This window comes from Aliiglaciecola sp. SL4 (genome assembly GCF_041538045.1).
In the GTDB taxonomy this organism is placed as follows: domain Bacteria; phylum Pseudomonadota; class Gammaproteobacteria; order Enterobacterales; family Alteromonadaceae; genus Aliiglaciecola.
In genome coordinates this window covers 111,935-138,927 of the sequence record NZ_JBGOSE010000001.1, presented here as the reverse complement: position 1 = coordinate 138,927, position 26,993 = coordinate 111,935, and the positions used below count along the sequence as shown (strand labels likewise).

Below are 26,993 nucleotides of genomic sequence, written 5' to 3'. Positions count from 1 at the left end.
CGTTACCTAACTTGACTGCTAATATAGATAGCTTAAAGCTATTTGGATTGCATTAACTCAAAAATAATTTTTGGAATATTAGTGTTGTCCATATGACCACGGAAATGATCTTTTCCAGCTCCCATAGCAAAAATTTGTACATCTACGGCTGTGTGACCAGAGCTAGTCCAACCTGTATTTGAACGGATATCCATCAACTTCTTAAGCTGTACATATAGCGCTTTACTGTTAGTCATATCAACTTTCTGTAAAAGTGACTTTTCAGTTTCGTTTAGCTTGTAGCCCAACCCCGCCTCAGCTAAATCCATTGGTGTTTTGCTGTTTACCATTGATTTTGCCAAAGAGCTTAGTGATTGTGTTACAGCTTTTAACGGTTCAGGATCCCATTGGTAGTTACCATTGGCAGCAATAGTGAAACCACCTGTACTATGATCGGCTGTCACGACCACTAAGGTATCGGGATTTTTTTGTACATATTGCTCTAACCATTCCAATGTTAACGCTAGGTCATGCATTTCAGCCATAGCTGAGGCAATATCATTGGAGTGTCCAGCCCAATCAACTTGACTGCCTTCTACCAATAAAAAGTAACCTTTGTCATTGGTTAGTTGTTTAACTGCTGTTTCAACTAATGCTGGTAAGCGCTGCTTGTCCGGCATATCCAGAGCCCAAGGCATGCCCTCATCGCCAAATAGACCGATTACAGGTCCAGGCTTAAGACTGTCTAATTGCGTTAAGTCATCAATATATTGATAACCTGCTGATTTAAATTCATCAACTATATTGCGGTCATCACGAATAAAATACTTCCAGCCGCCACCTAACATTACATCAAGAGCAAACTGCCCATTCACTTTGTCATCAAAATAACTATTTGCAATCGCATCATAGTTACGACGACTTTCATTATGAGCAGAAAAAGCCGCAGGAGTTGCATGATTGATTTGCGACGTCACCGCAACGCCAGTTTTCAAGCCATTAAGACGCGCTTGTTCTAAAACGGTTTTTACCGATTGTTTATTCTCATCTACCGCGATAGCACCATTATAAGATTTCACACCTGCAGATAGTGCGGTCGCACCGGCAGCAGAATCTGTTACATAGCCACTTACTCTAGCAGGGTAAGTACTAGCCATTCCCACAAGATGGCGATCAAACACTGTTGGCTCAATCATCGGTGAAGTTTTTTTATCTGCAAAATAGCGATAGGCAGTGGTGTACGCAGGTCCCATACCATCGCCGACTACCATTATAATGTTTTTAGGTTTTTCTTCACTCGCTTGTGCTACGGAAACAAACAGCAATAATGTAAAAGCCGAAAGCCACTTCATTTTATCTCCAAATTTACCAATAATTTACTACGCAAATGATACGTGAAATTGAAATCTTATAAATCGATTTTTACTAGATTGCGCAAAGTTATGTATGACCTACACGCCTACACTGTGAAACCTTGCTTAACATCTGTATCGCCGTTCATCCAATACGCTCATCTCAATTCAGGTGCCACAGCTAAACACCTTCCATCCAACACGAGCCCAAGCTCTACTCACAATATCCACAACTTTGTTGTAGTAAAAACAGTAACGGTGTCGACTAAACATTGAAAAATAGCAAAAGATCGGTAAATAAATCATCCTGACTATTCTTATTTCAATTTACATACTGTTTTTATTAGTTAATGAATAATCGATTGATCAAACTTTACTCTCTGATTTCTAAGGATATACAAACCCACATTCACAGAATCTATTTCGAAAATCATTAATATACGTTTTTTTTATTATCCTTGAAGGGCTAGGATAATTGCATCGACACAAAATAATAATCAGGTGAATCGATACCGGTCGTCTAGATGTGTTCACAATAATTATGCACTAGACCTCAGTTCCCTACACATGTAATAGAAAAAAGGAAAATATGATGTCTCAATATCAAAATGACCTAAACGCTGTAAGCCAGCTATGCCAAAAGAATGGTTCTGGATGGAATGCGATTAACCCTGAATATGCGGCAAGAATGAAAGCACAAAATCGTTTCCAAACTGGACTTGATATAGCTAAATATACCGCAGCTATCATGCGTAAAGATATGGAAGAGTATGATGCAGATTCTAGTCAATATACTCAATCTTTAGGTTGCTGGCATGGTTTTATTGGACAACAAAAAATGTTGGCTGTTAAAAAACATCAAGGTACAACAAATAAGAAGTATCTATATTTATCAGGTTGGATGGTTGCAGCACTTCGCTCTGAATTTGGTCCTCTTCCTGATCAATCTATGCATGAAAAAACAACAGTCTCCTCATTAATCGAGGAACTTTATACCTTCTTACGTCAAGCTGATGCTAAAGAACTAGGTGAATTATTTCATGAACTTGACGCAGCGCGAGCTGCAGGTAAAAGTACTTCAGAAATTCAAGCCAAAATTGATAATTATGAAACCCATGTAGTGCCTATTATTGCTGACATAGATGCAGGTTTTGGTAACGAAGAAGCCACCTATTTGTTGGCTAAGCAAATGATTGAAGCGGGTGCATGCTGTATTCAGATTGAAAACCAAGTATCTGATGCAAAACAATGTGGTCACCAAGACGGTAAAGTAACTGTACCTCACGAAGACTTCCTAGCAAAAATAAATGCCGTCCGTTATGCATTCCTTGAACTAGGTGTAGATGATGGTGTTATCGTTGCCAGAACTGACTCATTAGGCGCAGGCTTAACACAAAAAATACCAGTATCTACTTCAGAAGGCGATTTAGCGTCTAAGTACAATGCATTTTTAGATACCACTGACGTTAATTCGGTTGATGATTTGCAAGATGGTGACCTAGCCCTTCGCCAAGACGGTAAACTGGTTAAGCCGATTCGTTTACCTAATGGCTTGTTTAAATTCAAAGAAAATACCGGTGTTGACCGTGTAGTGCTTGACTGTATTACTTCACTTCAAAATGGTGCAGATCTGTTATGGATTGAAACTGAAAAACCCCACGTTGGTCAAATCGGCGCAATGGTTGACGAAATCCGTAAAGTGGTTCCGAATGCGAAGTTGGTATACAACAATTCACCTTCATTTAACTGGACTCTTAACTTCCGTCAACAAGTGTTTGATGCTTGGGTTGAAGAAGGTAAAGATGTTAGCGAATACAACCGCGATGAGCTTATGCAGGTGAAATACGATGACAGCGAATTGGCTCAAGTAGCTGATGAAAAAGTACGTACATTCCAAGCTGATGCTGCCCGAGAAGCAGGTATTTTCCATCACTTAATCACCTTGCCTACCTACCACACTGCAGCGTTATCTACTGATAACCTTGCAAAAGGTTACTTCGGTGACGAAGGCATGTTGGCTTATGTTAAAGGTGTACAGCGTCAAGAACTGCGTCAAGGTTTAGCCTGTGTTAAACACCAAGCAATGGCAGGTTCAAATATGGGTGATGATCACAAAGAATATTTCAGTGGTGATCAAGCCCTTAAAGCAGCTGGTGAAGATAACACCATGAATCAATTCGATGTCGCTTAATTAAGCGGACGTGTAACTCCAAGGAAAAGCAAGACTAATGTCTTGCTTTTTTTTTGTGGCAACCCTTATAACCATGGGTATAATCAATGAGAACTCAATATAGAAGTGAAGTTAATTTGAATATTGCTAAAGTTGATCTAAATTTATTGGTATATCTGGATGTGTTATTACGAGAAGGAAGCGTAACCAAAGCCGCGAATCAACTCAGTATCACTCAACCCGCAATGAGCAACGGTCTTAAACGTCTCCGTGACTTGTTTAATGATCCTCTTTTAGTGCGTACCACTGAAGGTATGACACCAACAAAACGCGCATTGGAACTGCAACCCATTGTTCGTGATGTGTTAGCCAAGTTAGAAACCACCATTCAACCTGAAACCGAGTTTATTCCTAGCACTAGCCAACGAACGTTTCGGATCATGGCCAGCGACTATGCTGAATCCACCCTATTAATTGAAGTCATTCGTCAACTGGGAAAAATAGCGCCGAATATTACCTTAGACGTGATCACGCCTAGTGATGTGACATTCCATGATGTGGAACACGGTAAAGTAGACATGGCCATTAATCGCTTTGATGAACTGCCCCTTTCATTCCACCAAAAAGTCATTTGGTATGATGGATTTTCCTGTGTACTGAAAAGTAGCAATCCAATGGTTTCCCATTTTGATTTAAGTAGTTATTTGTCTGCACAACATATATGGGTGAGCAAAACCGGATTTGGTGTGGGTGTTGGGGTAGATCCTAACGAAGTTCAAAAACTTGGCTGGGTTGATGCGGAATTAACAAAACTTGGTAGAAAGCGGGACATTCGCGTGTTTACCCGACACTATCACGTGGCATTGCAGTTAGCTAAAGCTCAAAACCTAATTGCCACTCTGCCTAGTAAGGCAGCTAATTTATATCGCAACGATCCTGACGTGGTTATTTTGGAGCCGCCTTTTGATATTCCTCCCATTGGCTTAAAAATGGCCTGGAGCGCACTGTTGCACCATGATGCTGGACATATTTGGTTCCGTCGTCTTATTAGTGAAGTTGCTAATCAACTTAGTTAGTTGGCGTTTTCACACCCAACATTCACCACATCTATGGCAAGGATAAACTCCATAAATTAAACATATCCATCAGAAGTCGGTAGTATTAATCCATTGGACAGCTTTGGAGTATTACTATGCAAAATTATATATCGCGCGGAAAATTGCAGATAGCAGAAGAATTAGATTTTTTCATTAAAGATGAAGCAATTAAGCAAACCCAAGTAGAGTTAGATGTTTTTTGGGATGGATTTGAACAACTGTTAACTGAGTTTATGCCAGAAAATCAAAAGCTTTTACAGAAGCGTGATGATTTACAGGCAAAAATAGACAATTATTGTCAGCAAAATCCCCAGTATAAATTAGCCGACTACAAAGCTTTCTTAGAAGAAATTGGTTATCTTTTACCGCAACCTAAAGCATTTCAAATTACCACTGAAAACGTTGATCCAGAAATCGCAACTATGGCAGGTCCACAATTAGTTGTGCCAATCAATAATGCGCGTTATGCCATTAATGCGGCAAATGCGAGATGGGGCAGCCTTTACGATGCCCTTTATGGAACCGATGTTATTAGTGAAGAAGGTGGAGCCCATAAAAGTGGCCCTTACAATAGTGTTAGAGGTCAAAAAGTTATAGAGCATGGCCGTCAATGGTTAGATGTTGCAGCCCCCCTTGAAACTGGCAGCCACCAAGATGTAACCGCTTATTCAATTGAAACGTCAAGCTTGACTTGTACATTGAGTAATGGCGAACAAACTTGTCTACGTGACCCTAAACAGTATGTGGGTTTTGTTGGTGAAATCAGTGATCCAACATCTATTTTCTTAAATCATAATGGGCTACATATTGAGTTACAATTCGACCGCGCTCACCCAGTAGGCGAAGCGGATCCAAGTGGATTAAAAGATATCGTCCTTGAAGCGGCTTTAACCACTATCATGGATTGTGAAGACTCTGTTGCCGCCGTTGATGCAGAAGATAAAACCTTAGTTTACCGAAATTGGTTAGGTTTGATGAAAGGCACACTTTCCACTTCTGTGCAAAAAGGCCAAAAGACCATTGAAAGAACACTTAATAACGATAAGGTTTTTACAAATCTAGATGGTCAAACGACTAGCTTGAAAGGTCGCAGTTTGATGTTTATTCGAAATGTTGGCTTACTAATGTCAAACGATGCCATTTTGTTTGATGGTGAGGCAATACCTGAAGGCATTATGGACTGCATGATCACCTCTTTGATAGGTAAACATGACTTATTGGGACATAGCCCATTTTCGAACAGTGATAAAGGCAGTATCTATATAGTGAAACCTAAGATGCATGGCCCTGAAGAAGTTGCGTTTTCAAATGCCTTATTCGCAAAAGTCGAAAAAATACTGGGCTTAAAGGAAAACACTATCAAAATGGGTATTATGGATGAAGAAAGACGTACTTCTGTTAATCTCAGCGCCTGTATCGAAGCCGCGAAAACTCGGGTAGTGTTCATTAATACTGGATTTTTAGACCGTACCGGTGACGAAATCCATACTTCTATGCAGCTAGGTCCATTTGGTCTAAAAGGTCAGCTAAAAACACTACCTTGGATCACCGCATACGAAAAAGATAATGTTGGCCATGGTTTAGCCGCAGGTTTATCTGGCAAAGCACAGATTGGTAAAGGAATGTGGCCAATACCGGATCATATGGCTGAAATGATGAAAGCGAAAATACAACATCCTAAAGCTGGCGCGAATACAGCTTGGGTGCCCTCGCCTACGGCTGCCACTTTACATGCATTGCATTATCATCAAGTTGACGTATTTGCGATTCAATCATCACTTAAAGAACAGCATAGTAACGGTTTAGACGATATCCTTACCGTTCCTGTCATGGAGGCCGGCACAGTGCTTGATGATGAAGCCAAAACCCGCGAACTAGACAATAATGTTCAAGGCATATTAGGTTACGTTGTTCGCTGGGTAAACCAAGGTATTGGCTGTTCAAAAGTTCCAGATATCAATAATGTGGGACTCATGGAAGACAGAGCCACCCTCAGAATTTCCAGTCAACATATTGCCAATTGGTTATTACATGACATTGTGGATGAATCTCAGGTAAATGCGTCTTTAAGCAGAATGGCGAAACTGGTAGATGAACAAAATGCTGGGGACCCTGAGTATATCAACATGTGTCCCGATCTTGATAAATCTATCGCCTTTGAAGCAGCTAAAGCATTGATTTTTGAAGGAGTAGCCCAGCCCAGTGGGTATACCGAACCTTTACTACATAAAATGCGTCGTAAAATGAAACAGCAGTTAGCCTCATAAGGCTGACTGAACCACAAATAAAAACGCAAGGTGACTTATATTAAGTACCTTGCGTTTTTTATTAGGAATTAGAAAGTGATTAACTTACATTGAAGTAGTCTTTATACCAACCCACAAAGTTTTTAATTCCCGTTTGAATTGTTGTCTGTGGACGATAATCAACATCTTTTACTAAAGCTTCAACATCCGCGTAAGTATCAGGAACATCGCCCATTTGCAGAGGTAAAAGCTCTTTCTCAGCGGTTTTACCTAGATTATCTTCCAAAGTCTCAATATATTCCATTAACTGAACAGGTGATTGGTTACCGATATTGTAAACCCGCCAAGGTGCTTTACTGGTTCCAGGATCTGGATTTTTACCAGACCAATCTGGATTAGAATCAGCAGTGTGATCTAGAGTACGGATAATACCTTCGACAATGTCGTCAATGTAGGTGAAGTCACGTTTATGATTACCGTAATTAAATACCTTAATGGGTTTATCTTCTAAAATCGCTTTAGTGAATAAGAACAGCGCCATATCTGGACGTCCCCATGGACCATACACAGTGAAGAAGCGTAATCCCGTTGTTGGTAAGTTAAATAAGTGACTATAAGTATGAGCCATTAATTCATTGGCTTTTTTACTTGCTGCATATAAAGATACAGGATGGTCGACGTTATCGTGCACAGAAAAAGGCATGGATTCATTAGCGCCATAAACTGAGCTAGAAGATGCATACACTAAATGCTTAATTTTATTGTGCCGACACCCTTCCAATATATTCATAAAGCCAACAATATTAGCATCAATATAAGCATGAGGGTTTTCAAGTGAATAACGCACACCGGCTTGAGCCGCCAAGTGCACTACCTTGTCAAATTTATGTTCCTCAAACAATTCAGCCATTGGCTCTTTGTCTTCCACAGACATTTTAACAAAGGTAAAGTTATAGCTATTTTTATGTTGCTCTACTCGTTTCAATCTATCTAATTTGAGGTTCACGTCATAATAATCATTGAGGTTATCTAATCCTACAACCTCTTCACCCCGTTCAAGCAAATATAAACTTACGTGAGATCCAATAAAACCGGCAGCCCCAGTTACTAAAATTTTCATTTACTTTTCCTAAAGTCTTAAATCAACTATTTCTTTATCAATAATATATTTCAAGTCAAACACAACACAATTATCTTTGCCTAAACCACGTAATTCTTGGCTAGACATTTGTTTAAACTCTTGGTGAGCAACAGCTGCGATGATAGCGTCGTATTTGCCAACTTCCGGTTGGTTAACTAATTTTAATCCATACTCAGCATCCACTTCCTCGGATTCTGCCCACGGATCGTATATATCAACATTTACATGGTAATTATCAAGTTCAGTGGCAATATCCACCACCTTGGTATTACGAATGTCTGGACAATTCTCTTTAAAGGTAATTCCCATTAAGAGTACATTGGCACCGTTAACCATAATTTTTTTGTTTAGCATTTTTTTGACTAATCGGCTTACCACGTATTCACCCATTTGGTCATTGATACGGCGTCCAGCCAAAATCACTTCAGGGTGATAACCAATTTCTTCGGCTTTATGGGTTAAATAGTATGGATCAACACCGATACAGTGGCCACCCACTAACCCCGGGCGAAATGGTAAAAAGTTCCATTTACTGCCGGCTGCGAGTAACACTTCTTCAGTATCTATCCCAAGTCGTTCAAATATCATCGCTAATTCATTGATTAATGCAATATTCAAATCTCTTTGGGTATTTTCAATCACTTTGGCCGCTTCGGCGACCTTAATGGAAGAAGCTCTATGGGTACCCGCTTCAATAATACTTAAATACAATTCATCGACTAAATCACCAATTTCAGGTGTAGAGCCACTGGTTACTTTGATGATGCTTTCCAAGCGATGGGTTTTATCCCCAGGGTTAATTCGCTCAGGACTGTAACCAGCATAAAAGTCCTGGTTGAATTTCAAACCAGAATGCTTTTCGATAAGGGGAATACAGACTTCTTCTGTAGCACCTGGATATACTGTTGATTCGTAAATAATAGTCGCACCGGCTTTGATTACTTTACCAATCATTTCACTGGCTTTTCTTAACGGAGTTAGGTCAGGCTGTCGATTTTTGTCTATTGGTGTTGGAACGGTAACAATAATAAAATCGCACTTGGACAGATCTTCGGGTGCAGATGAAAACGTTAATGAGGTAACACTTTGCAACTCTTCAGGAGAAACCTCTAAGGTGTGATCTTCACCTCGATTAAGCTCTTCAATTCGCTGTTGATTGATATCAAAGCCAAGGGTAGAGAATTTTTTCCCAAACGATACAGCTAATGGTAAACCAACATAACCTAACCCAATGATGCCTATGCGCTTTTCATAGATATTATCCGTCAAACCTAACCTCTCTTTTAAGCCCAGAAAATGATTATTGCTAGCATCATAGTTTGCACTTAAATTAACAGAATTAGTAGTACTAATTGAGATACCTAGGTATCTATTTTATTTAAGTTTGCAATCAAAATATCCACGGATTTTTTTGACTATGTGATTGAAAGTATGAGATTAAGTTTAATTTTAGCGTTCGATAAAAAGATCAAAAGTAAAACCAGCAGAAACCTAAAATATTGAAATTACCAATTGGGATTTTCGGGTAATTTCGGATCAAAATGATGTTTTCCCATAATTTGATCTCGAATCGCAAAAAATGTCTTAAATGCAAAATGTTTTATCAATACGTTAAACGGCATTTTTATCCAGTGACCACGCAAATATACCAATTTTTTAGCCCAACGAACCTTTGTAGTTAAAAGCAAGTCATGTTCTGGACAAATTGCGGGGATAATAGCGTGATTCATTAACCAAACTTGTATCTTAGTCATTTTGTAACGAGCAATGTAATCATTTGCTATCTCAGGAATAGAGATATCGGTATAAAATTTTAGTGCGTGCATACAACAAACGAACTCGAATTCGAAATCAGTCTGCTTTGACAAATCAATTAATGACTCCCAAAAATCCTCGCTTTCATACTCTTTTATTAACAAGGTAATATCAAATAAGTCCCTAATCCAACTGCTACTATCTTCATTGGCAAATAAATGAATAATGCTATGCATAACAGTGGTTGCGGGCTCCAATACAAAACAACCAGAAGTCGTTTTTAAACGTGAAGAGATAAATTGATCAATATTTGTGGTTCGTCCACTAATTGGCGGATATAGATTGTGGTGCATATCAACCACAGTGGCTCGATTAATATGGATTAGTGGGGGTACTTCATGGGCCCACTGGCGATAGTACTTTTCATCGTAATCACTTAGAACTTCAGACTGCCAACGATTGTTCTTGAGGTGTGCTTCGGCAATACTCAAGTCTTTTTTGTTCACCAAAACATCAATATCAGAACAAACTCTTCCATGACTATTCAAACTATTACGCAGCGTATATCCGGCTCCTTTTAAAAAGACAGCGGTAATACCAACCTGTTCTAATTGTAAGCGAAACTCAACAGCTTCAAAGAGAATTTGCTGAGCTTGTCGCTTTGCATAAACCTGTGCAGAGCCTAAGTGGCGTTTTACAAACTCAGGATATTGCTCAAAACATCCATCTCGCAAAGCCACATGATACAAGCTAGCTAATAACTTACTCTCACGGAAAATGAAAATAACATTCTGCCATTGAAGCAAGGTTAACGTCAGGCCCAAACGGGGTGATAACAATAGTTGAAATAGTAATTTAGTGTCTAACAATTTATTACCCGATCACATCTTCACTGAGAAATTCATTGACTTCATTTAAGTCACTATACTGAATTTCAAAAAGTCGACAAGATTTAATAATTTTAGCAACGGCATCAAAAGCCTCAGCGCCAAGTACATTGTAGTTAAACGCATTTTTACTCAAGGTGTTGAAGGCATCTAATTGAGTTAATTGGTAAATATTTAGTGTAGATTGGGCTATATATTTTGGAAAAACCACAGCAACAATTGGGGCTTTTTCAAACATCTGATATTGCGTCCAATTCAGTACTTTAACGTGAGCGACATCGCCCTTTTGAGTATCTTTACATATAGGTGAGAAGTAGGCTTTAGGATGCCAAGACTTAATCAGATCGATTGAATTATTCTTAAGACAAACCGGCCTAAAAAGAGGATTAACCATAGAGGTTGAAGTGTCAATAATAGCCATTTCATCAGAATAAACATCCCAACCTGACAATCCCAAGTGGGCAGTAAGTGTGCTCTTTCCCGAGCCAGGGAGAGCAGGAAAAATAATTGCTTTGCCGTTTTTAACGAGTACGGCTGAATGAATTAATAAACGCTCAAATTCATGGGCAGCAATACACCAGTTCATTCCCCACTCCAGAACGGCTGCGGCTTGAGATATTGGTAGAGGTTTAAACGGAGAATGTTGATCAGAGTAAAAACTAATTTGCGGTTTAATAAATCGTCTTAATATTGATTCGTAAACTAAACGGATAGAAAAATCGATAGGCCCTTCAACATTGCCAGAGTCGAAATACAAACTATTAGCAACGGTTGAAACGTGTTTAACATCTGACTCTAAAGAAAAGCGGTAAAGACCGGTGTCAATAATCTGCATCTAGCTCTACAACTTTTTGAAGTACCTTCTTCTTAACTAAATCATGGAAAACGAATTCAGCTTCAGACTGATTTAAACCAAGTATAGATTGAAGTAATTTTGCATCGAAGGTTGACTCAATATTGAGTCCAACCTTCTTGGGAGCTTCTAAATGTTTAGAATTGATGAACAGAGTATTGCTATCATAACCAGAGTATATTCCCAGACCACTTCCATCTTCAAAAAGATAAACCCGTGATCCTAGAGTAAGATTATAATAACTCACTTCTAATTAATTTCTTATAATGGTTCCCAATTACTCAGATTATGATCGTCTGTCATACCTAACTCAATATCAAGTACAGGCGTATCAGTTTTGTCTTTCACATACATAAACACAAATACTTGCTTGCATAATTCTTCGGCTTGAGCGATACCGTCGTATCCTGAATAAAAACCAAAGGCAGCGTTTAAGAATACTGCACCTAATTTTTGGTAGGTATGTCCACAGTTTCCGCTTAATAAATTTCCACAACTATCATCGCTGTAACGGAAGAATTCCTTCGGAAGATTGAGAGAGTAGCCTTTAACAGCGTCAATATTAGCAATATACTTATCTCGTTCTCTCTTACATTCGTCAGCACTGCTATGATAAGAACCCGAACCGCTATTCATGTATTTTAGCTTTTTAAACATACTGTCACAGTTGTTGTCGAGATCTTTCCACTTATGTGGGCGGCATCCGTCATCTAACGGAGGAATAGTACAGGTTTTTTCGTGTGTACTGGTTGACAAATTGCCTGACAAATTACCTGACACATTGCATGTGGTTCCCCAGACTGATTTGGCTGGAAGGCTAACAATCACTGCTCCGGTGGCCGACTTTTTAAGAAAATTACGGCGCTTATTCACAGCAGAAACATCCTTTTTATACGTCTTATCGAATTCATTCATTGATTAAAACCCTTTTTATGCGACTTCTAAAACGCAATTAACTTTATTGACATCATACAAGCAAAAACCACACCAAAACAACAACTCATTGATTTATATATGTTTAATTTGTGTAATATAGTGGAACTGTAAATTTTTTCGACAAACTAATTTATATCTACATTAGCCGATCGCAAAAGCTGTTTGACATATTTTACAGGTATTGAGTAAGTAATTCCACTAGGCTCGGATAAAATAGTTTCTTTTGTTTCCTTTACAAACACTTTATTAATAACTGCAACGACTTTTCCAGTCTCTACTTCGTATACGGCACTACCGCTATTTCCTGGGTAAGCAGTTGCATCCATTTGGTAAACTAAGTATGGCTCTCGCAACCGTCTTAATGTTTTTGCATCCAATTGACTAGAATGTTCTGTGGGGACAATCACTGGCGTCGATGATGCGATAATTCCCCGATGTGTTGCTGGGTATAAACCGAGAATTGCACCAATAGGAAACCCTGTGAAAGCCACTTCTGACCCATCTGGAATCAAATTACTACCGGCTAACTGAAAAGGCTTTAATTTAGTGCTAATTCGCAGTAATGCTAAGTCATGTAATTCATCGACTTCTACTATATATGCCTCAAACATTTTAGGATAACGGCCAACACCCGCTAAAACCACACGCTTTTGTTTCGCTGTATCATCTAAAGGTTTAGCAATGACATGATTGTTAGTCACAATATATTGCCCGTTTGCTACAACAAACCCAGTGCCGTGTAAACTTGTTTGCGGCGCCTTAATTGGATCATAAATTCCAATTCCGACCACAGATTGTTTCGCCTCTTTTACAATATCAACAATATTGTGGGCGTAACTAGCCGAATGTGTAAGTAAAATTGCAAAGGCAAACAAACTTTTAACCAAAATAGACATAAAAGATGCGTTCCGTTAAATAACAAAAAAGTTGTGCAAAAAATTGAATTCTAAGTCATATTTGCATGGAGACCAGCTTTAAACGAAGTGAAGTAGCCATGTCGCAACCATACAATAACAATAAAAGTCAGATTGTACCTATTTTTTCAGGCGGAGGCACTCGGTTGTCTTGCCATATTGGAATCCTCCAGGCTTTACTTGAAATGAATTTATCATTTAGTCACGTCGTGGGGATCTCCGGTGGTTCTATCATCAGTGCTTTGTACTGTAGTGGCATGCCATTGGAAAAAATATTAGCCTTATCGCTGGAGACTGACTTTAAACAATTTAAGGGGTATTCAATATTTCGCCTGCTAAAAGAGGGAGGATTAAGTTCAGGAAACCAATTCGAAAAATGGATGGATAAGCAATTAGAAGGTAAAACCTTTTCGCAGCTCTCTACGGAGTTAAGTATTGTCGCTACAGATGTTAATGGCGGCGGTCCAGTAATTTTTAATCATCAAACCACGCCAGATTTAAAAGTTTCTCAAGCTGTTCGATTTTCTATGTCTATTCCATTAATTTTTAGTTTTAAAACCTATGGAGATCACCTTTTAGTGGATGGCGCAATTTTGGCGGAGGATGCTCTTTTCAGAAATTGGACGGGAAGTGACGCTAAAAATGTTTGTTTCAGGTTGAAAAGTCAACAGATACAACAGGTACGGAAACGGCAGGTATTTTTTCATTTACCTGAATATATATTTATGCTGATAAAGACCTTTATGACAGCTCTATCAAGAGAATATGTGCATGCTGAGCATTGGCATAACACGATAATAGTTGATACTGGAACCTACTCTTCAGTTGATTTTTCACTGACGATAGAACAAAAAAAAGAGCTTTATCAAATTGGCTATGACACTGCCCACGAATTCTTACCCAAAAAAATCACACCATTGTAGTAAATTCTAATAATCTATAGTTAGTTAAGCTGCGTTCATAATTTATTGATAAATAACTTAATCATTATTTACTTAACATTGCACTCAATGGTAGAAGTACAATTTGCGCCATAAATAACGGCACATTTCCTTTTAAATACCCCACACATATGTGGCTGACTTTAGCACCATTGCCTGACATAGCAACTTCTGGCGTGACAACAATATTCAACACGTCATTGCTGCGTAGACTTTCCAACTGTCGTTTATCAATACATAATTTGTGTGACGAATAAATCATCGGATCCTTTATTAAGTCGTGACCGATGGCTTGGGCGCGCTCCAACAAAGCCGAAGATAGCAAACTCATTGGATACATTTGTGGAAAGCGAACTTTATCAGCGAATTCATCGATATATTCAGATTGTTCGCCAAAAGCACTGGTTAAGAAGTTTTTCGCATTACCAACAATCATGTATTTACGTTTCAAAAAACATTGGCTTGCTTGATCAAATGTGCGGTCTGCACGCATTCCCCAATCAACGTCCTCAGGAAAGTTATCGGGCAGTTGAATAGGATTATATTCAGACTCACGCTTAAATCCCAAAATAACGGCTTTGTCATTTGCTTTTAACAAAAGACGATTAGAGTGCAACTCTCCGTCATTACTCTGGCTCTTTTTGGTGGCTTTAATATCTAAACTTAAAGTATCACCTGGATTGACAACGCCAGCAAAAGTAAATTCGAAAATACTGAAAGGTAATCTTTTAGTATCCTCATCGATATTCAATTCAGTTTGTCTATGTTGAAATTGAGTTTCGATAAAGCACCCCAATTGAAACCCTAAAGCAATAGGCCCCTCAAAGGGGTTATCAACAATCCAGTTCCAACGATTCTTATCATGAAATAGGTTAAAATCGTCTGTTGAGTTTCGCGCCGTTTCAATGTGAATTTGAGATAACTGATAGCTTTTCAATTAAAATCCTCTCTCGAATTATATTCAACCAATGTTTAAACTAAGGTATAACACAGAAAATGCGGTATTTGTTTGACAAATAAGGACTTTAACCCGACACTTTAGTATTAGCATAGTTTTTATTTTGAAAGATCCCCTTATTAATAATGGTCAATAAACATAACAAAGGAAAGTTGTAATGACAGAAATTTCTGCAGACAGTATTTCGGGTCATTTTTCCGATTATTTAAAACCGGTGTTTTCGGAGTCTGAACAACACAAAAAGCACTCTTTTGGTATACGCCATCAAGTGTATTGTGAAGAACTCCATTTCGAGCCTGAAAATATACAGAAAATTGAAACAGATGATTTTGATGATCATGCGTATCACTGTTTAATCCAGCATAAGTCTAGTGGACAATATGCTGGAACGGTCCGGCTTATCACCTCAGAAAATAATGATCAAAAATTACCCATTGAGCTTTATTGTCAAAATGCAATTCAGCGACCAGAGCTTTTTCCGAATAATTTTGATCGCAACGATATTTGCGAAATATCACGCCTAGCAGTTCCTTTAGAATTTAGACGAAGAAAAATGGATAATTTCGACGGTGCTGCGCTCGGTGTGATAAATAAAGAAATATATTCAGAAACAGAACTTCGCTGTTTTCCTTTTATCGCCGTTGGATTATATCTATCTGCAACAGCAATTTTGTTAAGTAAAAACATCCACCATTGCTACGTAATGGTGGAGCCTAGATTAGCTAGAAGTATGCGATTTGTTGGGTTACCTTTTGAACAAATTGGCCCAGTTATCGATTACCACGGAAAACGTGCTCCTTTTTACATTCAACCACAGTCTGTTGAAGATAATCTTAAACCGGATTTTAAAGCATTGTTGAACAATATAACGGCTGAAGTTACCCCACAGATATAGATCATGAATAAGGGTTTAAGCCTTTTGACTACAAGCTGAGCAAAGACATAACGGAAAGCGAATCATTTGCCGTTATTAATCTACAATACCTAACACATTGAGAGTGAGAGTTATGTTTAATTATAAAGAAGCATTTTCACGTAATATCGGCTGGATGACCGAACAAGAACAAGAGGTACTTAGAAATACCAAGGTTGCAGTTGGTGGATTAGGTGGTGTAGGCGGAGACCACGCTATAGTTTGTGCAAGGCTTGGTATAGGTAACTTTCACATTTCTGATATGGATCAGTACGACTTAGTAAACTTCAACCGTCAGGCCGGTGCTTCAATGAAGACGTTAGGTCAAGAAAAATCTAAAGTTATGGAAGACATCTTGGCGAATATCAACCCCGAGTCTAGTGTCAAAAATTTTGACAAGGGGATTAATGATGAAAACCTTGAAGACTTTTTGGACGGTGTGGATTTATATATTGATAGCTTAGATATATTTGCAATGGATATCCGTAGAAAAGTTTTCAAACGGTGTTATGAAAAGAATATTCCATGTATTACTGCAGCACCAATGGGAATGGGAACCGCAGTACTGGTTTTTATGCCCGGTAAAATGTCATTTGAAGAATACTTTTGCTTAGAAGGTTTAGAGCCAGAAGATCAGTTTTATAATTTAATTATGGGCTTATCTCCAGCGATGTTGCAGCTAAGCTACCTAGTTGATAAAAGCAAAGTTGATTTTTGGGCAGGCAAAGTTCCATCGACCCCCATGGGGATTTCTTTGGCTGCTGGTGTATTAAATTCTAATGTATTGAAAATACTACTGAAACGTGGAGAAGTGTTGCATGCCCCTTGGGGTTGGCACGTAGACGCATATAAAAATAAATCGAAAAAAACCTGGCGTCCTTGGGGTAATAAAAACCCTATCCAGAAGTACATCATGTTTCCAATGGTCAAAAAAGCAGTTGGTAAAACCAAGCCTAGCTAAGTTTCTAAGCGCTTTTATTTGACTAAATATTAGCGCGCCATAACCTAACGTAATCCACTTCTGTAGACCATTTCCCGCCATTATTTAGAGTTTTTAAGCTCTAACTCCGTAATTATATTTTAAATAGATATACCTTGTAGAGAAGAGCTAGAACTTCAGGTTTTGCTGGTCTGAAACCATTACAATTTAAATATTTCACTACCAAAAACCGTTTACTCTTAATCAATGAGTCTTAGGTGAGTCAAATAACTATTATATCAAGCAACTACATTAGAAGTTTGAACCTTTCGGCCATAATAAAAGAGCATAAGATAAGGTTGTTTTTAGGGTTAGGAGCTAACTTGGATATTGGCAGGAGATTGAACGTAAAGCTACGAAGAAATGTTAAGTTAAATGAATTAAGTAGAATAATATTTATTGCTTTGTAGGACTATCAGGAAATAAAAAACCCGGTGATTAAACCGGGTTTTTAATGTACTTTAAAGCAATCTTAGCTTTTACGTCTGCGAGCTGCACCAGCAAGACCTAGAAGACCAAGACTCAAAACTGCTAAGCTTGAAGGCTCAGGAATTTGGAATGAAATTGAACCGTCGTGGTTACCATTTAGAGTATAAGTACCGTCTAAGTTATCAGTAACTTCTACATCCTTAGGGTCAGTGTTGAAATCTACGAATGAGAAGATATCAACCATATCGCCTAGCAAATCAGTCATTGAACCGTCAGCGAAGTTAAATACGTCACCTGCGGCAACACCGTTAACTGTACCTGCACCTACAGAAGAAACAAGAGTCTTCAAAGAAGGACCACCAGAACTCTGAACAATTGAAACAAAATCAAGAGTAAATAACTCTACGAATTCAGAAGTGTCAGCGAAGGTAGGTTCAAAATAATAAAATGTAATATCACCTGAAGAGTAGTTAGTTGCCAAAGCCGGACCAAGTTCACCAGATAGTTCGAATTGGAAGGTTAAACCCCAATCGCCGTAATCGTTGTCACTTTCAGGACCAAAGCTGTTTGGTAAGAAACCTTCAACAGCATTAAAAGCAATCGCTGAACTTCCCTTTGGACCACTAATGAATCCACCAGTAGTCGTAATTGCGTCACCATCGCTAAGACCGTTTGCGTCAGCATCTGTAACAAGGGTCTCAGATTGATAGTTGTAAGTCGCTTGTTCTAACCAACCTGTACTAGTTGCACCAGCAGCTTGGTTTCTTAAGTTATCGCCGAAATCAGCACCAACATCGATGTAAAATTGGTCAGCCATAGCAACAGAAGAACCCGTTGCTAAAATTATTCCTGCTATTAAGGATTTAGTTTTCATGTCTATTCTCCAGCTTAAAGTAATTTATAAGTTTTAGGTTGCAAAGTTGCCAATATTTCACAAGCTTTCCATGGCTAAAGATAATGCACATAGCGGGCCAACTTTTAAGTTATTGTTTTTTAACACTTTTATCATTCCACCTTTTTACCTCTGTTAAAAAAACTGACACTTTAATTACCCTTAACTGAGCATTTATTGATTAGCCTTAAGAGAATTTTCATAATGTACACGGTAAGTTTGATTGCTAGGTTCAATATCAAACGCTTTTTTACTTATTTCAATAGCGCGCTTAATTTGCCCGTCATTCAATAACGCAACTCCAAGGGTATCCAACAACTTAGGGTTTTCTGGACGTAATGAGACCGCTTTTTCCGCGTAAGTAACGGCTTTACTGCTGTCACCAGATTCTGAATATAACCACCCTAAATTATTCAAGGCAATTATATTTTCTGGTAAAAACTTCACTACCATTTCGTAATGTTCAATTGCTTTTTCAGGCTGTTTGTCCATATAAGTTTCTGCTAAACGTCCCCTTACATTCACGTCATTAGGACGTTTCACTAAGTGATTTTCAAGGAAATCTATTGCAGAGTCAGCGTTTTCTAAGTTAGCTTTTGCTTTAGCTATTAAAATTGCAAAGCGACCATCTAAACTCGCATTATAAGACTCTTCTAATAGAGGTAATGACTCTTTAATTTTACCTTCAGCAAAAAGTATCTGACCATTAATACCTTTTACGGTTACTACTGACTTAACTTGCTCTGGCAGACTATTCATCAATCTTTTGGCCACCAATACATTACCGCTCATTAAGCTATAGTGTATTTCCATTAGTTTCAGTTCAGGATCATCCTGATGGTGCCCTAACGCACGTTTAACTGTATCTAGTGCGCTTGAAAAATCTCTCAAACCATCATTAATATAAATTGCACCACTCCAAGGATCTCTTCTTTTAGGCTCTAGTTGCTGCCAAGTTTCATAAACATTAAGTGCATCTGATGGTTTATTGAGGGCTAAATAACTGTCAGCTTTGCCCTTCCAATAGATTAGAGGCATATCCTTAGTCGGTTTTATATCCTCTAAAATAGTAAGTGCTTTTTGAGGTTCAACTGCCAATATAAGTGCACGAGCGTAGTTTAGCTGTTTCATCAAATCGTCTGGCTGCTTTTCATACATGGACTTAATTAAATTCAATGCTTTCGCCCGCTCATCTTTTCCTTGTTGTGATGCTTCAACATAATAATCAAAAGAACCTTGAACATACTCAGGGTTGTTCTCAGCAGCGGTTTTAAGAAGCGTAAGCGCTTCTTCGTTATTTCCGTTTTGCTTCGCTAATTCAGCCATAAACTTTAGTGACGATGGGTTATTAGGCGCCAGTTCCAGAATCTCATTATGGGTTTGTTCGGCCAACGTATTTTGTTCAGACACCTCATAAATTTCTGCTAATAAGTTATGTGCTACAACTTGCTTTGGAGCATAGGCAATCCAATTTTTAGCTACCTCTATAGCCATTTGGTAGTTTTGTTCACTCACGTATGCTTGCGCCAACATCAATCTTGCAGTATCCATTTCAGGAGATAGCTCAATGGCTGATTTTAAATTGTCTTTACCTGAATCATCTTTAAGGGATAGTTTTAAAATACCAAGACGAGTTAACTCTTCGGCGTTAGTAGGATCAGTTTTCTTAGCCAACTCCAACATCTTTTGCGCTTTTGAGTCATCTCCACTTTTAATTAAATCGAATCCAGCTTGAGTAAACAATGTCAAATCATTCAAGTCATAATTCCCCATACCACCAAGAGTCTGAGCTGCGTCTGTGCTATAGCCTAAACGCAATTGAATTTCAGCAAAGAGTCTCTTTGCAGGGTGTGACAGAGGAAGTACATCTTGGACTGCAGCTAAGTGGTTATGCGCTTGCTCTAACTTCTGCAAGTTATAGGACGCTACACCTGCGATTAGGCGAGAAGTTGGGGAGTTTGAGCCAGAGGATATTGCTTGCTCCATTGATGTTTTGGCCGCAGAGTAATCTTTGTTATGGAATTGAACTATTCCAATAAACTCATTAAGCTTTGGATTATCAGGCAGCTTTTTAAGCAAGCTAACGGTAAGCGATTCTGCTTTGTCGTATTGCTCATCTCTTAGTAGTGCATCGATAAGCAAAAAGTTCCCTTGAGCATCCCCCGGCTTTTGCGCAACATATTCAGTAAAATCTTTGATTGCGGTCGCATAATCTTGCTGCTGCATACTTAATTGCCCTTGCAGTAATACAGCTTCCATGAACTTAGGATCGTCAACCAGTAACTCTTCAAGAATAATTAATGCATCTGTAACTTCACCATCATTTAAGGCATGGTATGCTCTGCCTAGGCGGCTGTATGAGGAGTCGGGGTAAAGTTCTGTAGCACGTTTAATAGCTAATTTAGCTCGTGACACTTCGTTTTTACGAAATAAAGCTAATCCTTTATATACTTGAGCTATGGCCTCGGTTTCGCTAGTAAGTCCGGTTAATCGTTCGGCCACTTGAATGATTTCATCATCTCGATGTAAGAAGTTGAGCGTCCCTAAATAAAGGGGTAAAACTTCATTTTTAAAATAACCGCCTTCGAACGCAATCTTAAGTTCTTTTTCCGCGGATTCAGAGTTGCCACGCTGAAAGTATACTGAGCCTAGTAAAAATCGTGCTCTTAAGTTTTTAGGGTCCGACGATAGAGCGTTTTTAAGAACGATGACGGCACTTTCTGTGTCATTTTGTAAAATCGCTTTTTCCGCTTCATCGATGTATTCGGAAGGTGTTTTTTGACTACACCCCATCATTACCAGAACAACAAGCAATACTCCGTATTTTTTAACTGAACACATATGTTTCTCTTTAAAGTTGGTATGAATTTTAACAAATAAGAAGACCCTAAAAAGGGTCAAACTATGATGATGTTAGCACTGAAATAGGTCAACAACTAGGCAATTAGCCCACTAGAATCTATTAGTACTTTGGTATTTAATTGAGTCTTATCAAGCCCTTTAAACTGCTTGTGATTCACTAATACAACGACGATATTGGCTTGTTCTAGGGCTGATTCAACGGGTAATAACTCAATATCGGCCGCGATTAATTTTTCCGGTAACTCATGAATATTAGGTTCTACGGCGAGCACCTTACCCAAGCCCATTTGCGCTAGTTTAAGCGTTATATCTAATGCAGGGCTTTCCCGCAAATCGTCTATATCAGGTTTGAATGCTAGCCCTAAACAGGCAATAACCGGTCGTTTGAATTCGTCTGCGGCCTTTTCTATTTTATCAATAACAAAGCCAGGTTTTCCGTCATTAACTTCCCTAGCTGTACGGATCATTCTAGCAGTGTCAGGAGCTGAGTCGACAATAAACCAAGGGTCAACTGCAATACAATGTCCACCCACACCAGGACCTGGGGTTAGAATATTCACTCTAGGATGGCGATTTGCCAATGCAATTAGATCCCACACATTAATATGCAATTCATCGCATATCATTGATAACTCATTCGCAAATGCAATATTCACATCACGGAAGCTATTTTCAGTCAGTTTGGCCATTTCCGCAGTACGAGCGGTGGTTTTTAAACAATTACCACGTACAAATACATCGTAGAGCTCGATTGCTTTGTCACTGCATTCGGCTGACATACCACCAATAATGCGGTCATTTGAGACAAGCTCTTCTAATACTCGGCCTGGCAAGACGCGTTCTGGACAATGAGCCACGTACATATCCGGTTCTTGACTGCTGTGCCCAGGAAAGTGCAGGTCAGGACGAAGTGCTTGTAGCCATGCAGTTAGTTTTTCTGTAGCACCAACTGGAGAAGTAGACTCCAAAACAATGAGGTTACCTTTATCTAAGACTGGAGCGATGGCATTGGCCGCTTGTTCAATAAAGCTTAAATCTGGCTTTTTGCCTTCTTTAAATGGTGTGGGGACAGCTATCATAAAAGCATCAGCGGGTTCGGGCGTTAATGACGCCTTGAGTTTCCCCATAGTCACTGCGGCTTGCACAACCATGTCTAAATCCGGTTCAACAATATGAACTTTACCTTGGTTAATGGTATCAACAGCTTTTTCAGACACATCAATACCAATGACTTCGACACCACGAGAAGCGATTACTGCGGCGGTGGGTAGACCAATATAGCCCAAACCAATAACTGAAACTTTAGCAAATGCCATGTTTTTCCCTTAGTTATTTATTATTAAATTCGCTATTCTTCGACATGCTTTTCCATCTCCGTAAGGGTTATGGGCAAAAGACATGGCCTGATAAGCTTCCTCATCATTTAACAACGAAAACGCATTTTCGACAATCTTATCGTAATCGGTACCAACTAACTTAACTGTACCAGCCTCTACGGCTTCCGGCCTTTCCGTAGTATTACGCATTACCAGTACAGGCTTACCAATTGATGGCGCTTCTTCTTGTACCCCACCGGAGTCAGTAAGAATGATATGCGCTCGACTCATAAGGTAGACAAAAGGAAGATAATCTTGAGGGTCGATTAAAAATACATCTGGCGTGTTGGCAAGTAAACGATTGACAGGTTCTTGTACATTTGGATTTAAGTGTACCGGATAAAGAACCTGTACATCTTCTTGTTCAGCTAAGGTTTTTAACGCTCTACAAATATTTTCAAAACCATCGCCAAAACTCTCTCGTCGATGACCAGTGACCAATATCAGCTTTTTATTTTCATCTAAAAACTCAAAACGGCTAGCAAGTTCATTATTCAAAGTATCATCTGTGGCGATTTTACTTTCCACTTGAATCAGCGCGTCGATGACCGTATTACCAGTTACAAAAACAGAACTCGATGGTACATTTTCAGCCAACAAATTCGCTTCAGCCTTAGGTGTAGGGGCAAAATGTAACTTAGTTAGTGCACCAGTTAACTTGCGGTTAACTTCCTCTGGCCAAGGGCTATAAATATCACCTGTGCGAAGCCCCGCTTCAACGTGACCGACAGGTATGCGCTGGTAAAATCCAGCCAAAGAAGCGGCAAAAGTGGTGGTGGTGTCACCATGAACTAAAATCAAATCGGGTTTAGCTTCACTGAATACGTCCCGTAAACCTAACAGTGCTCTAGTGGTGATATCATAAAGATCTTGACCAGGCTGCATTAAATCTAAGTCAAAATCTGGAGTAAGTTCAAAAAGTGATAAAACTTGATCAAGCATTTGTCGATGTTGCGCAGTCACACAAACCGATACATTTAAGTGATTATGCTTTTTCAGTTCGATAGCTAAAGGTGCCATTTTAATTGCTTCGGGACGGGTCCCAAACACCAGCATGATATTTTGATATTTCATAATGACTCTTTACTAATAGGAAAGGATTAAACTTTGGTTTCAACAAATCCGCACAATGCGCCAAAGGTTTCAAATATATCTGCACTTATTTCATCATCATCCACTTCAACACCAAAGGTATCTTCTATAGACGTTAGCACTGTTACAACAGCCATTGAATCAAATTCAGGTATTGCTCCTAACAGTGGTGTATCTTCATCAAATTCAACATCACTGGATAATTGTAAAACATCAATTAAAATTTCTTTCACAGACGCGGCTGTATTCATACTCTCAGTACCTGTATTATTGTAATTTATAGATAGATCGGACATAAACCTCTATCATCCGTTGATGTATTGTTCCATTATTTAAAGTAATAAGAAATAGTTGCAACCCATAAACAAGAGATTAGTATTAAAAATGGTCACGTTTTTTGATGAGTTAGTATCTGAATCTGCTAAGCAGTATGCTCAAAAGTCAGCCTTAATATTCAAGCAAACGAAAATATCCTATGCAGAACTTGACAGCAAAATCTTAAATTTAGCTGCTGGTCTTCAATCTATTGGAATAAAACGCCACGAACGGGTTGCGGTTTTCTTGCCTAAATTACCTGAAACTATAATTAGCTTATTCGCAATAAGTCGAGCAAATGGTGTATTTGTGCCAGTAAACTCGGTTTTGAAAGGTCCACAAGTTCGACATATATTAAACGACTGCGATGTTAAAGTGCTTATAACTAGCAGTGACAGGCTCAAATCTTTAGAGCCTGCACTAGCTAACTGCCCAGCCCTGCAACACGTGATTCTAACCGACAAGCTACCCGCGTTTGATATTGAAGGTATCACTTTCTCTTTAATGGCTGATTTAGAGACTCAAGCATTAATTCAAGTTCATCGCACTGATAATGACATGGCGGCAATATTATATACATCAGGCAGCACCGGCAGACCAAAAGGGGTGGTTTTATCTCATCGCAATATTGTAGCAGGCGCAATAAGTGTTGCTGACTACCTTGAAAATGATCAATCTGATGTAATTTTAGCTCTGCTACCTTTGAGCTTTGATTATGGGCTAAGTCAAATTACTACAGGCTTGTTATCCGGGGCGACTGTGGTTTTGATGGACTATTTTTTGGCGGGAGATGTGGTCAAAGCAATGGCTCAACATAATGTGACTGGTTTAGCTGCTGTGCCCCCCCTATGGCAACAACTTATGAAAGCCAAATGGACAACTGAAGCAACCGAGAGCTTACGCTATTTTACTAATTCCGGCGGCGCTATGCCGCAAGTAACACTAACACTTATTCGTTCTACTTTCCCTAATGCTAAGCCCTACTTAATGTATGGTCTAACCGAAGCATTTCGCAGTACTTATTTACATCCCACCTTGGTGGACGAGAAAATAGGTTCCATGGGTAAAGCTATTCCTAATGCTGAAGTCATGGTTGTTCGCGAAGACGGCACTGAATGTGATGTCGATGAACCCGGTGAATTAGTGCATAGAGGTCCTCATGTTAGTTTAGGGTATTGGAATGATCCTGAAAAAACGGCTGAACGTTTTAAACCTGTACCAGCGCAATTGGACGGTTTAGTACTTCAAGAAATGGCTGTTTGGTCGGGAGACTCGGTCAAACGAGACGCTGAGGGCTTCCTGTATTTTGTTGGACGCAAAGATGAAATGATTAAAACCTCTGGCTACCGAGTCAGCCCCTTGGAAGTCGAAGAGGCCTGTTATCAAGGCTGTAGTGATATTGCTGAAGCCATAGCCAGCGGAGTGAAAGATACAGAATTAGGTCAAGCCATCACCCTGTTACTTGTTCTCAAAGAGAATTCCGATCATAGCGAAAAAGAAATTTTAGCAATGTGTAAAAAATCTATGCCTAATTTTATGCATCCAAAGTACGTCGAATTCAGAACGTCGCTTCCGCGCAATGCTAATGGTAAGGTTGACCGCAGTTTGCTCACCAAAGAAGTAAAGGAAAAGTACGAAAATGTCTAAGCCAGTTCCCGTGCACGCTCCCATGGATCAATTTGAGACCAAAGATCAGCAAATTTTAGTGGGTGGAAAAAATCTTGACACCATTGAGGCGATAATCGATAAGTCTGTTTTTTATGCCTACGATAAAAAAATCGTACAAGCACAAATAGACAAATTTAACCAAGCAATACCAGATGCCATTAAGCTGCACTATGCAATAAAAGCTAATCCCTACCCGCCATTGGTAAACGTTATGTGTGACTGGGTTGAAGGGTTTGACGTTGCATCACAAAAAGAAATGCTAATCGCTCTACAATCTGGGATGCCGGTAAAAGACATTAGTTTTGCAGGCCCCGCAAAACAAGAAAACGAACTTAAAAGCGCTATTTGCGCTGGCGTAACCTTGCATGTAGAGTCAGAATTAGAATTATCAAGAGCCATGGAAATCGGACAAAAGGTTGGTATTCTGCCGATTATAGCCTTCCGAGTTAACCCCGCCTTTGAATTAAAAGCATCAGGTATGAAGATGGGCGGCGGTCCAAAACAATTCGGCATTGATGAAGAGCGCTTGTTCGAGATTTTGCCAACCCTAGACTACAGCAAAATGCAATTTCGGGGTTTTCATATATTTTGGGGCTCTCAAAACCTAAAACAAGAAGCTATTATTGACGCTCACAACAATACTTTTGAATTAGCCCAGCGTCTTCTGGATGTTACCCCTGTTGACGTCGAAACAGTGAATTTAGGGGGCGGTTTTGGTATTCCCTATTTTCCAGGAGAAACCCGCCTAGACCTAGCTCCAATTGGTGATAACTTAGCTTCACTTTTATCCCAATACCCCAACTTAGCTCAGCTAGAACTGATCATCGAATTAGGGCGCTTTATTGTTGCAGAAGCCGGAATTTACGTGAGTAAAATCACAGATAAAAAAGTCTCTCGGGGTCACACTTACCTAATGACTAATGGTGGCTTACACCATCACCTGTCTAATTCAGGGAATTTTGGACAGGTAATTCGCAAAAACTATCCAGTGGCTATAGGTAACAAAATGAACTTAGACAAAGGTGTAGAAGCGGTTACCGCTGTTGGTCCATTATGTACTCCGTTAGACACCTTGGCCGATAAAATGATGTTATCAGACCCTCAAATCGGTGATTGGTTAGTCGTATTTCAATCCGGCGCTTACGGCCCAACGGCAAGCCCTCAAGACTTCCTCGGACATCCTCATGTAGTTGAAGTTTTGCTTTAATTAATCGTTAATGAAGAGCAATAAACGCGGC

22 protein-coding genes are annotated in these 26,993 nt (G+C 39.2%); 8 read left to right on the top strand and 14 right to left on the bottom strand.

The window, feature by feature from the left end:
* Nucleotides 1–38 precede the first annotated feature (38 nt).
* Nucleotides 39–1,331: an alkaline phosphatase gene (locus AB6T38_RS00580; protein WP_372545333.1), complete on the bottom strand. Its 1,293-nt coding sequence runs from the start codon at nt 1,329–1,331 to the stop codon at nt 39–41.
* A gap of 592 nt (nt 1,332–1,923) precedes the next feature.
* Between AB6T38_RS00580 and AB6T38_RS00575 the strand changes: the two genes are divergently transcribed.
* From AB6T38_RS00575 to AB6T38_RS00565, 3 genes are all read left to right on the top strand, one after another.
* Nucleotides 1,924–3,522: an isocitrate lyase gene (locus AB6T38_RS00575; RefSeq protein WP_372545332.1), complete on the top strand. Its 1,599-nt coding sequence runs from the start codon at nt 1,924–1,926 to the stop codon at nt 3,520–3,522.
* 116 nt (nt 3,523–3,638) lie between these two features.
* A complete protein-coding gene (locus AB6T38_RS00570; RefSeq protein ID WP_372546027.1) occupies nt 3,639–4,577 on the top strand; it encodes a LysR family transcriptional regulator in 939 nt (312 codons plus the stop codon).
* A gap of 116 nt (nt 4,578–4,693) precedes the next feature.
* A complete protein-coding gene (locus AB6T38_RS00565; protein WP_372545331.1) occupies nt 4,694–6,865 on the top strand; it encodes a malate synthase G in 2,172 nt (723 codons plus the stop codon).
* 79 nt (nt 6,866–6,944) lie between these two features.
* Here the strand turns inward: AB6T38_RS00565 and AB6T38_RS00560 are convergent, their stop codons facing one another.
* The 7 genes from AB6T38_RS00560 to AB6T38_RS00530 form a co-directional block, all read right to left on the bottom strand.
* Nucleotides 6,945–7,964, bottom strand: coding sequence for an NAD-dependent epimerase (locus AB6T38_RS00560; protein ID WP_372545330.1), 1,020 nt, complete (start codon nt 7,962–7,964; stop codon nt 6,945–6,947).
* A 9-nt stretch (nt 7,965–7,973) separates the two neighbouring features.
* Nucleotides 7,974–9,254, bottom strand: a complete 1,281-nt coding sequence (gene tviB / locus AB6T38_RS00555) for a Vi polysaccharide biosynthesis UDP-N-acetylglucosamine C-6 dehydrogenase TviB (protein ID WP_372545329.1) — start codon at nt 9,252–9,254, stop codon at nt 7,974–7,976.
* 236 nt (nt 9,255–9,490) lie between these two features.
* On the bottom strand, nt 9,491–10,609 hold the full coding sequence (locus tag AB6T38_RS00550; RefSeq protein WP_372545328.1) for a nucleotidyltransferase family protein: 1,119 nt from the start codon (nt 10,607–10,609) through the stop codon (nt 9,491–9,493).
* A 4-nt stretch (nt 10,610–10,613) separates the two neighbouring features.
* Complete coding sequence (locus AB6T38_RS00545) at nt 10,614–11,462, bottom strand: HprK-related kinase A (RefSeq protein ID WP_372545327.1); 849 nt, start codon at nt 11,460–11,462, stop codon at nt 10,614–10,616.
* A complete protein-coding gene (locus AB6T38_RS00540; RefSeq protein ID WP_372545326.1) occupies nt 11,449–11,727 on the bottom strand; it encodes a hypothetical protein in 279 nt (92 codons plus the stop codon). The genes AB6T38_RS00545 and AB6T38_RS00540 overlap by 14 nt, the downstream gene beginning before the upstream one ends.
* Before the next feature lie 14 nt (nt 11,728–11,741).
* Nucleotides 11,742–12,395: a hypothetical protein gene (locus AB6T38_RS00535; protein WP_372545325.1), complete on the bottom strand. Its 654-nt coding sequence runs from the start codon at nt 12,393–12,395 to the stop codon at nt 11,742–11,744.
* A 146-nt stretch (nt 12,396–12,541) separates the two neighbouring features.
* On the bottom strand, nt 12,542–13,312 hold the full coding sequence (locus tag AB6T38_RS00530) for a serine protease (protein WP_372545323.1): 771 nt from the start codon (nt 13,310–13,312) through the stop codon (nt 12,542–12,544).
* A 98-nt stretch (nt 13,313–13,410) separates the two neighbouring features.
* On the opposite strand from AB6T38_RS00530, the gene AB6T38_RS00525 reads away from it, so the two are divergent.
* The gene (locus AB6T38_RS00525) at nt 13,411–14,253 is read left to right on the top strand and encodes a patatin-like phospholipase family protein (RefSeq protein WP_372545322.1); all 843 of its coding nucleotides are present in this window, start codon (nt 13,411–13,413) and stop codon (nt 14,251–14,253) included.
* A 64-nt stretch (nt 14,254–14,317) separates the two neighbouring features.
* Here the strand turns inward: AB6T38_RS00525 and AB6T38_RS00520 are convergent, their stop codons facing one another.
* Nucleotides 14,318–15,208: a hypothetical protein gene (locus AB6T38_RS00520; protein ID WP_372545321.1), complete on the bottom strand. Its 891-nt coding sequence runs from the start codon at nt 15,206–15,208 to the stop codon at nt 14,318–14,320.
* A gap of 178 nt (nt 15,209–15,386) precedes the next feature.
* Between AB6T38_RS00520 and AB6T38_RS00515 the strand changes: the two genes are divergently transcribed.
* Nucleotides 15,387–16,124: a PEP-CTERM/exosortase system-associated acyltransferase gene (locus AB6T38_RS00515; protein ID WP_372545319.1), complete on the top strand. Its 738-nt coding sequence runs from the start codon at nt 15,387–15,389 to the stop codon at nt 16,122–16,124.
* A gap of 112 nt (nt 16,125–16,236) precedes the next feature.
* The gene (locus AB6T38_RS00510) at nt 16,237–17,103 is read left to right on the top strand and encodes a ThiF family adenylyltransferase (RefSeq protein WP_348492459.1); all 867 of its coding nucleotides are present in this window, start codon (nt 16,237–16,239) and stop codon (nt 17,101–17,103) included.
* Nucleotides 17,104–17,593: 490 nt separating this feature from the next.
* Here AB6T38_RS00510 and AB6T38_RS00505 read toward each other — a convergent pair whose 3' ends face one another.
* The 5 genes from AB6T38_RS00505 to AB6T38_RS00485 all read right to left on the bottom strand — a co-directional run bounded on the left by AB6T38_RS00505 (nt 17,594) and on the right by AB6T38_RS00485 (nt 24,068).
* On the bottom strand, nt 17,594–18,424 hold the full coding sequence (locus AB6T38_RS00505) for a PEP-CTERM sorting domain-containing protein (RefSeq protein ID WP_372545317.1): 831 nt from the start codon (nt 18,422–18,424) through the stop codon (nt 17,594–17,596).
* Between the two features lie 192 nt (nt 18,425–18,616).
* A complete protein-coding gene (prsT, locus tag AB6T38_RS00500) occupies nt 18,617–21,283 on the bottom strand; it encodes an XrtA/PEP-CTERM system TPR-repeat protein PrsT (RefSeq protein WP_372545315.1) in 2,667 nt (888 codons plus the stop codon).
* 95 nt (nt 21,284–21,378) lie between these two features.
* Nucleotides 21,379–22,620 carry a UDP-N-acetyl-D-mannosamine dehydrogenase gene (wecC, locus tag AB6T38_RS00495; RefSeq protein ID WP_372545314.1) on the bottom strand — a complete coding sequence of 414 codons (1,242 nt, stop codon included), beginning with the start codon at nt 22,618–22,620 and terminating at the stop codon, nt 21,379–21,381.
* 9 nt (nt 22,621–22,629) lie between these two features.
* The gene (gene wecB, locus AB6T38_RS00490) at nt 22,630–23,754 is read right to left on the bottom strand and encodes a non-hydrolyzing UDP-N-acetylglucosamine 2-epimerase (protein WP_372545313.1); all 1,125 of its coding nucleotides are present in this window, start codon (nt 23,752–23,754) and stop codon (nt 22,630–22,632) included.
* 26 nt (nt 23,755–23,780) lie between these two features.
* Complete coding sequence (locus AB6T38_RS00485) at nt 23,781–24,068, bottom strand: acyl carrier protein (RefSeq protein ID WP_372545312.1); 288 nt, start codon at nt 24,066–24,068, stop codon at nt 23,781–23,783.
* A gap of 88 nt (nt 24,069–24,156) precedes the next feature.
* Here AB6T38_RS00485 and AB6T38_RS00480 point away from each other — a divergent pair, with 88 nt between their 5' ends.
* The gene (locus AB6T38_RS00480; protein WP_372545311.1) at nt 24,157–25,734 is read left to right on the top strand and encodes an acyl-CoA ligase (AMP-forming), exosortase A system-associated; all 1,578 of its coding nucleotides are present in this window, start codon (nt 24,157–24,159) and stop codon (nt 25,732–25,734) included.
* Nucleotides 25,727–26,962: a pyridoxal-dependent decarboxylase, exosortase A system-associated gene (locus tag AB6T38_RS00475; RefSeq protein ID WP_372545310.1), complete on the top strand. Its 1,236-nt coding sequence runs from the start codon at nt 25,727–25,729 to the stop codon at nt 26,960–26,962. The genes AB6T38_RS00480 and AB6T38_RS00475 overlap by 8 nt, the downstream gene beginning before the upstream one ends.
* Nucleotides 26,963–26,993: the final 31 nt, after the last annotated feature.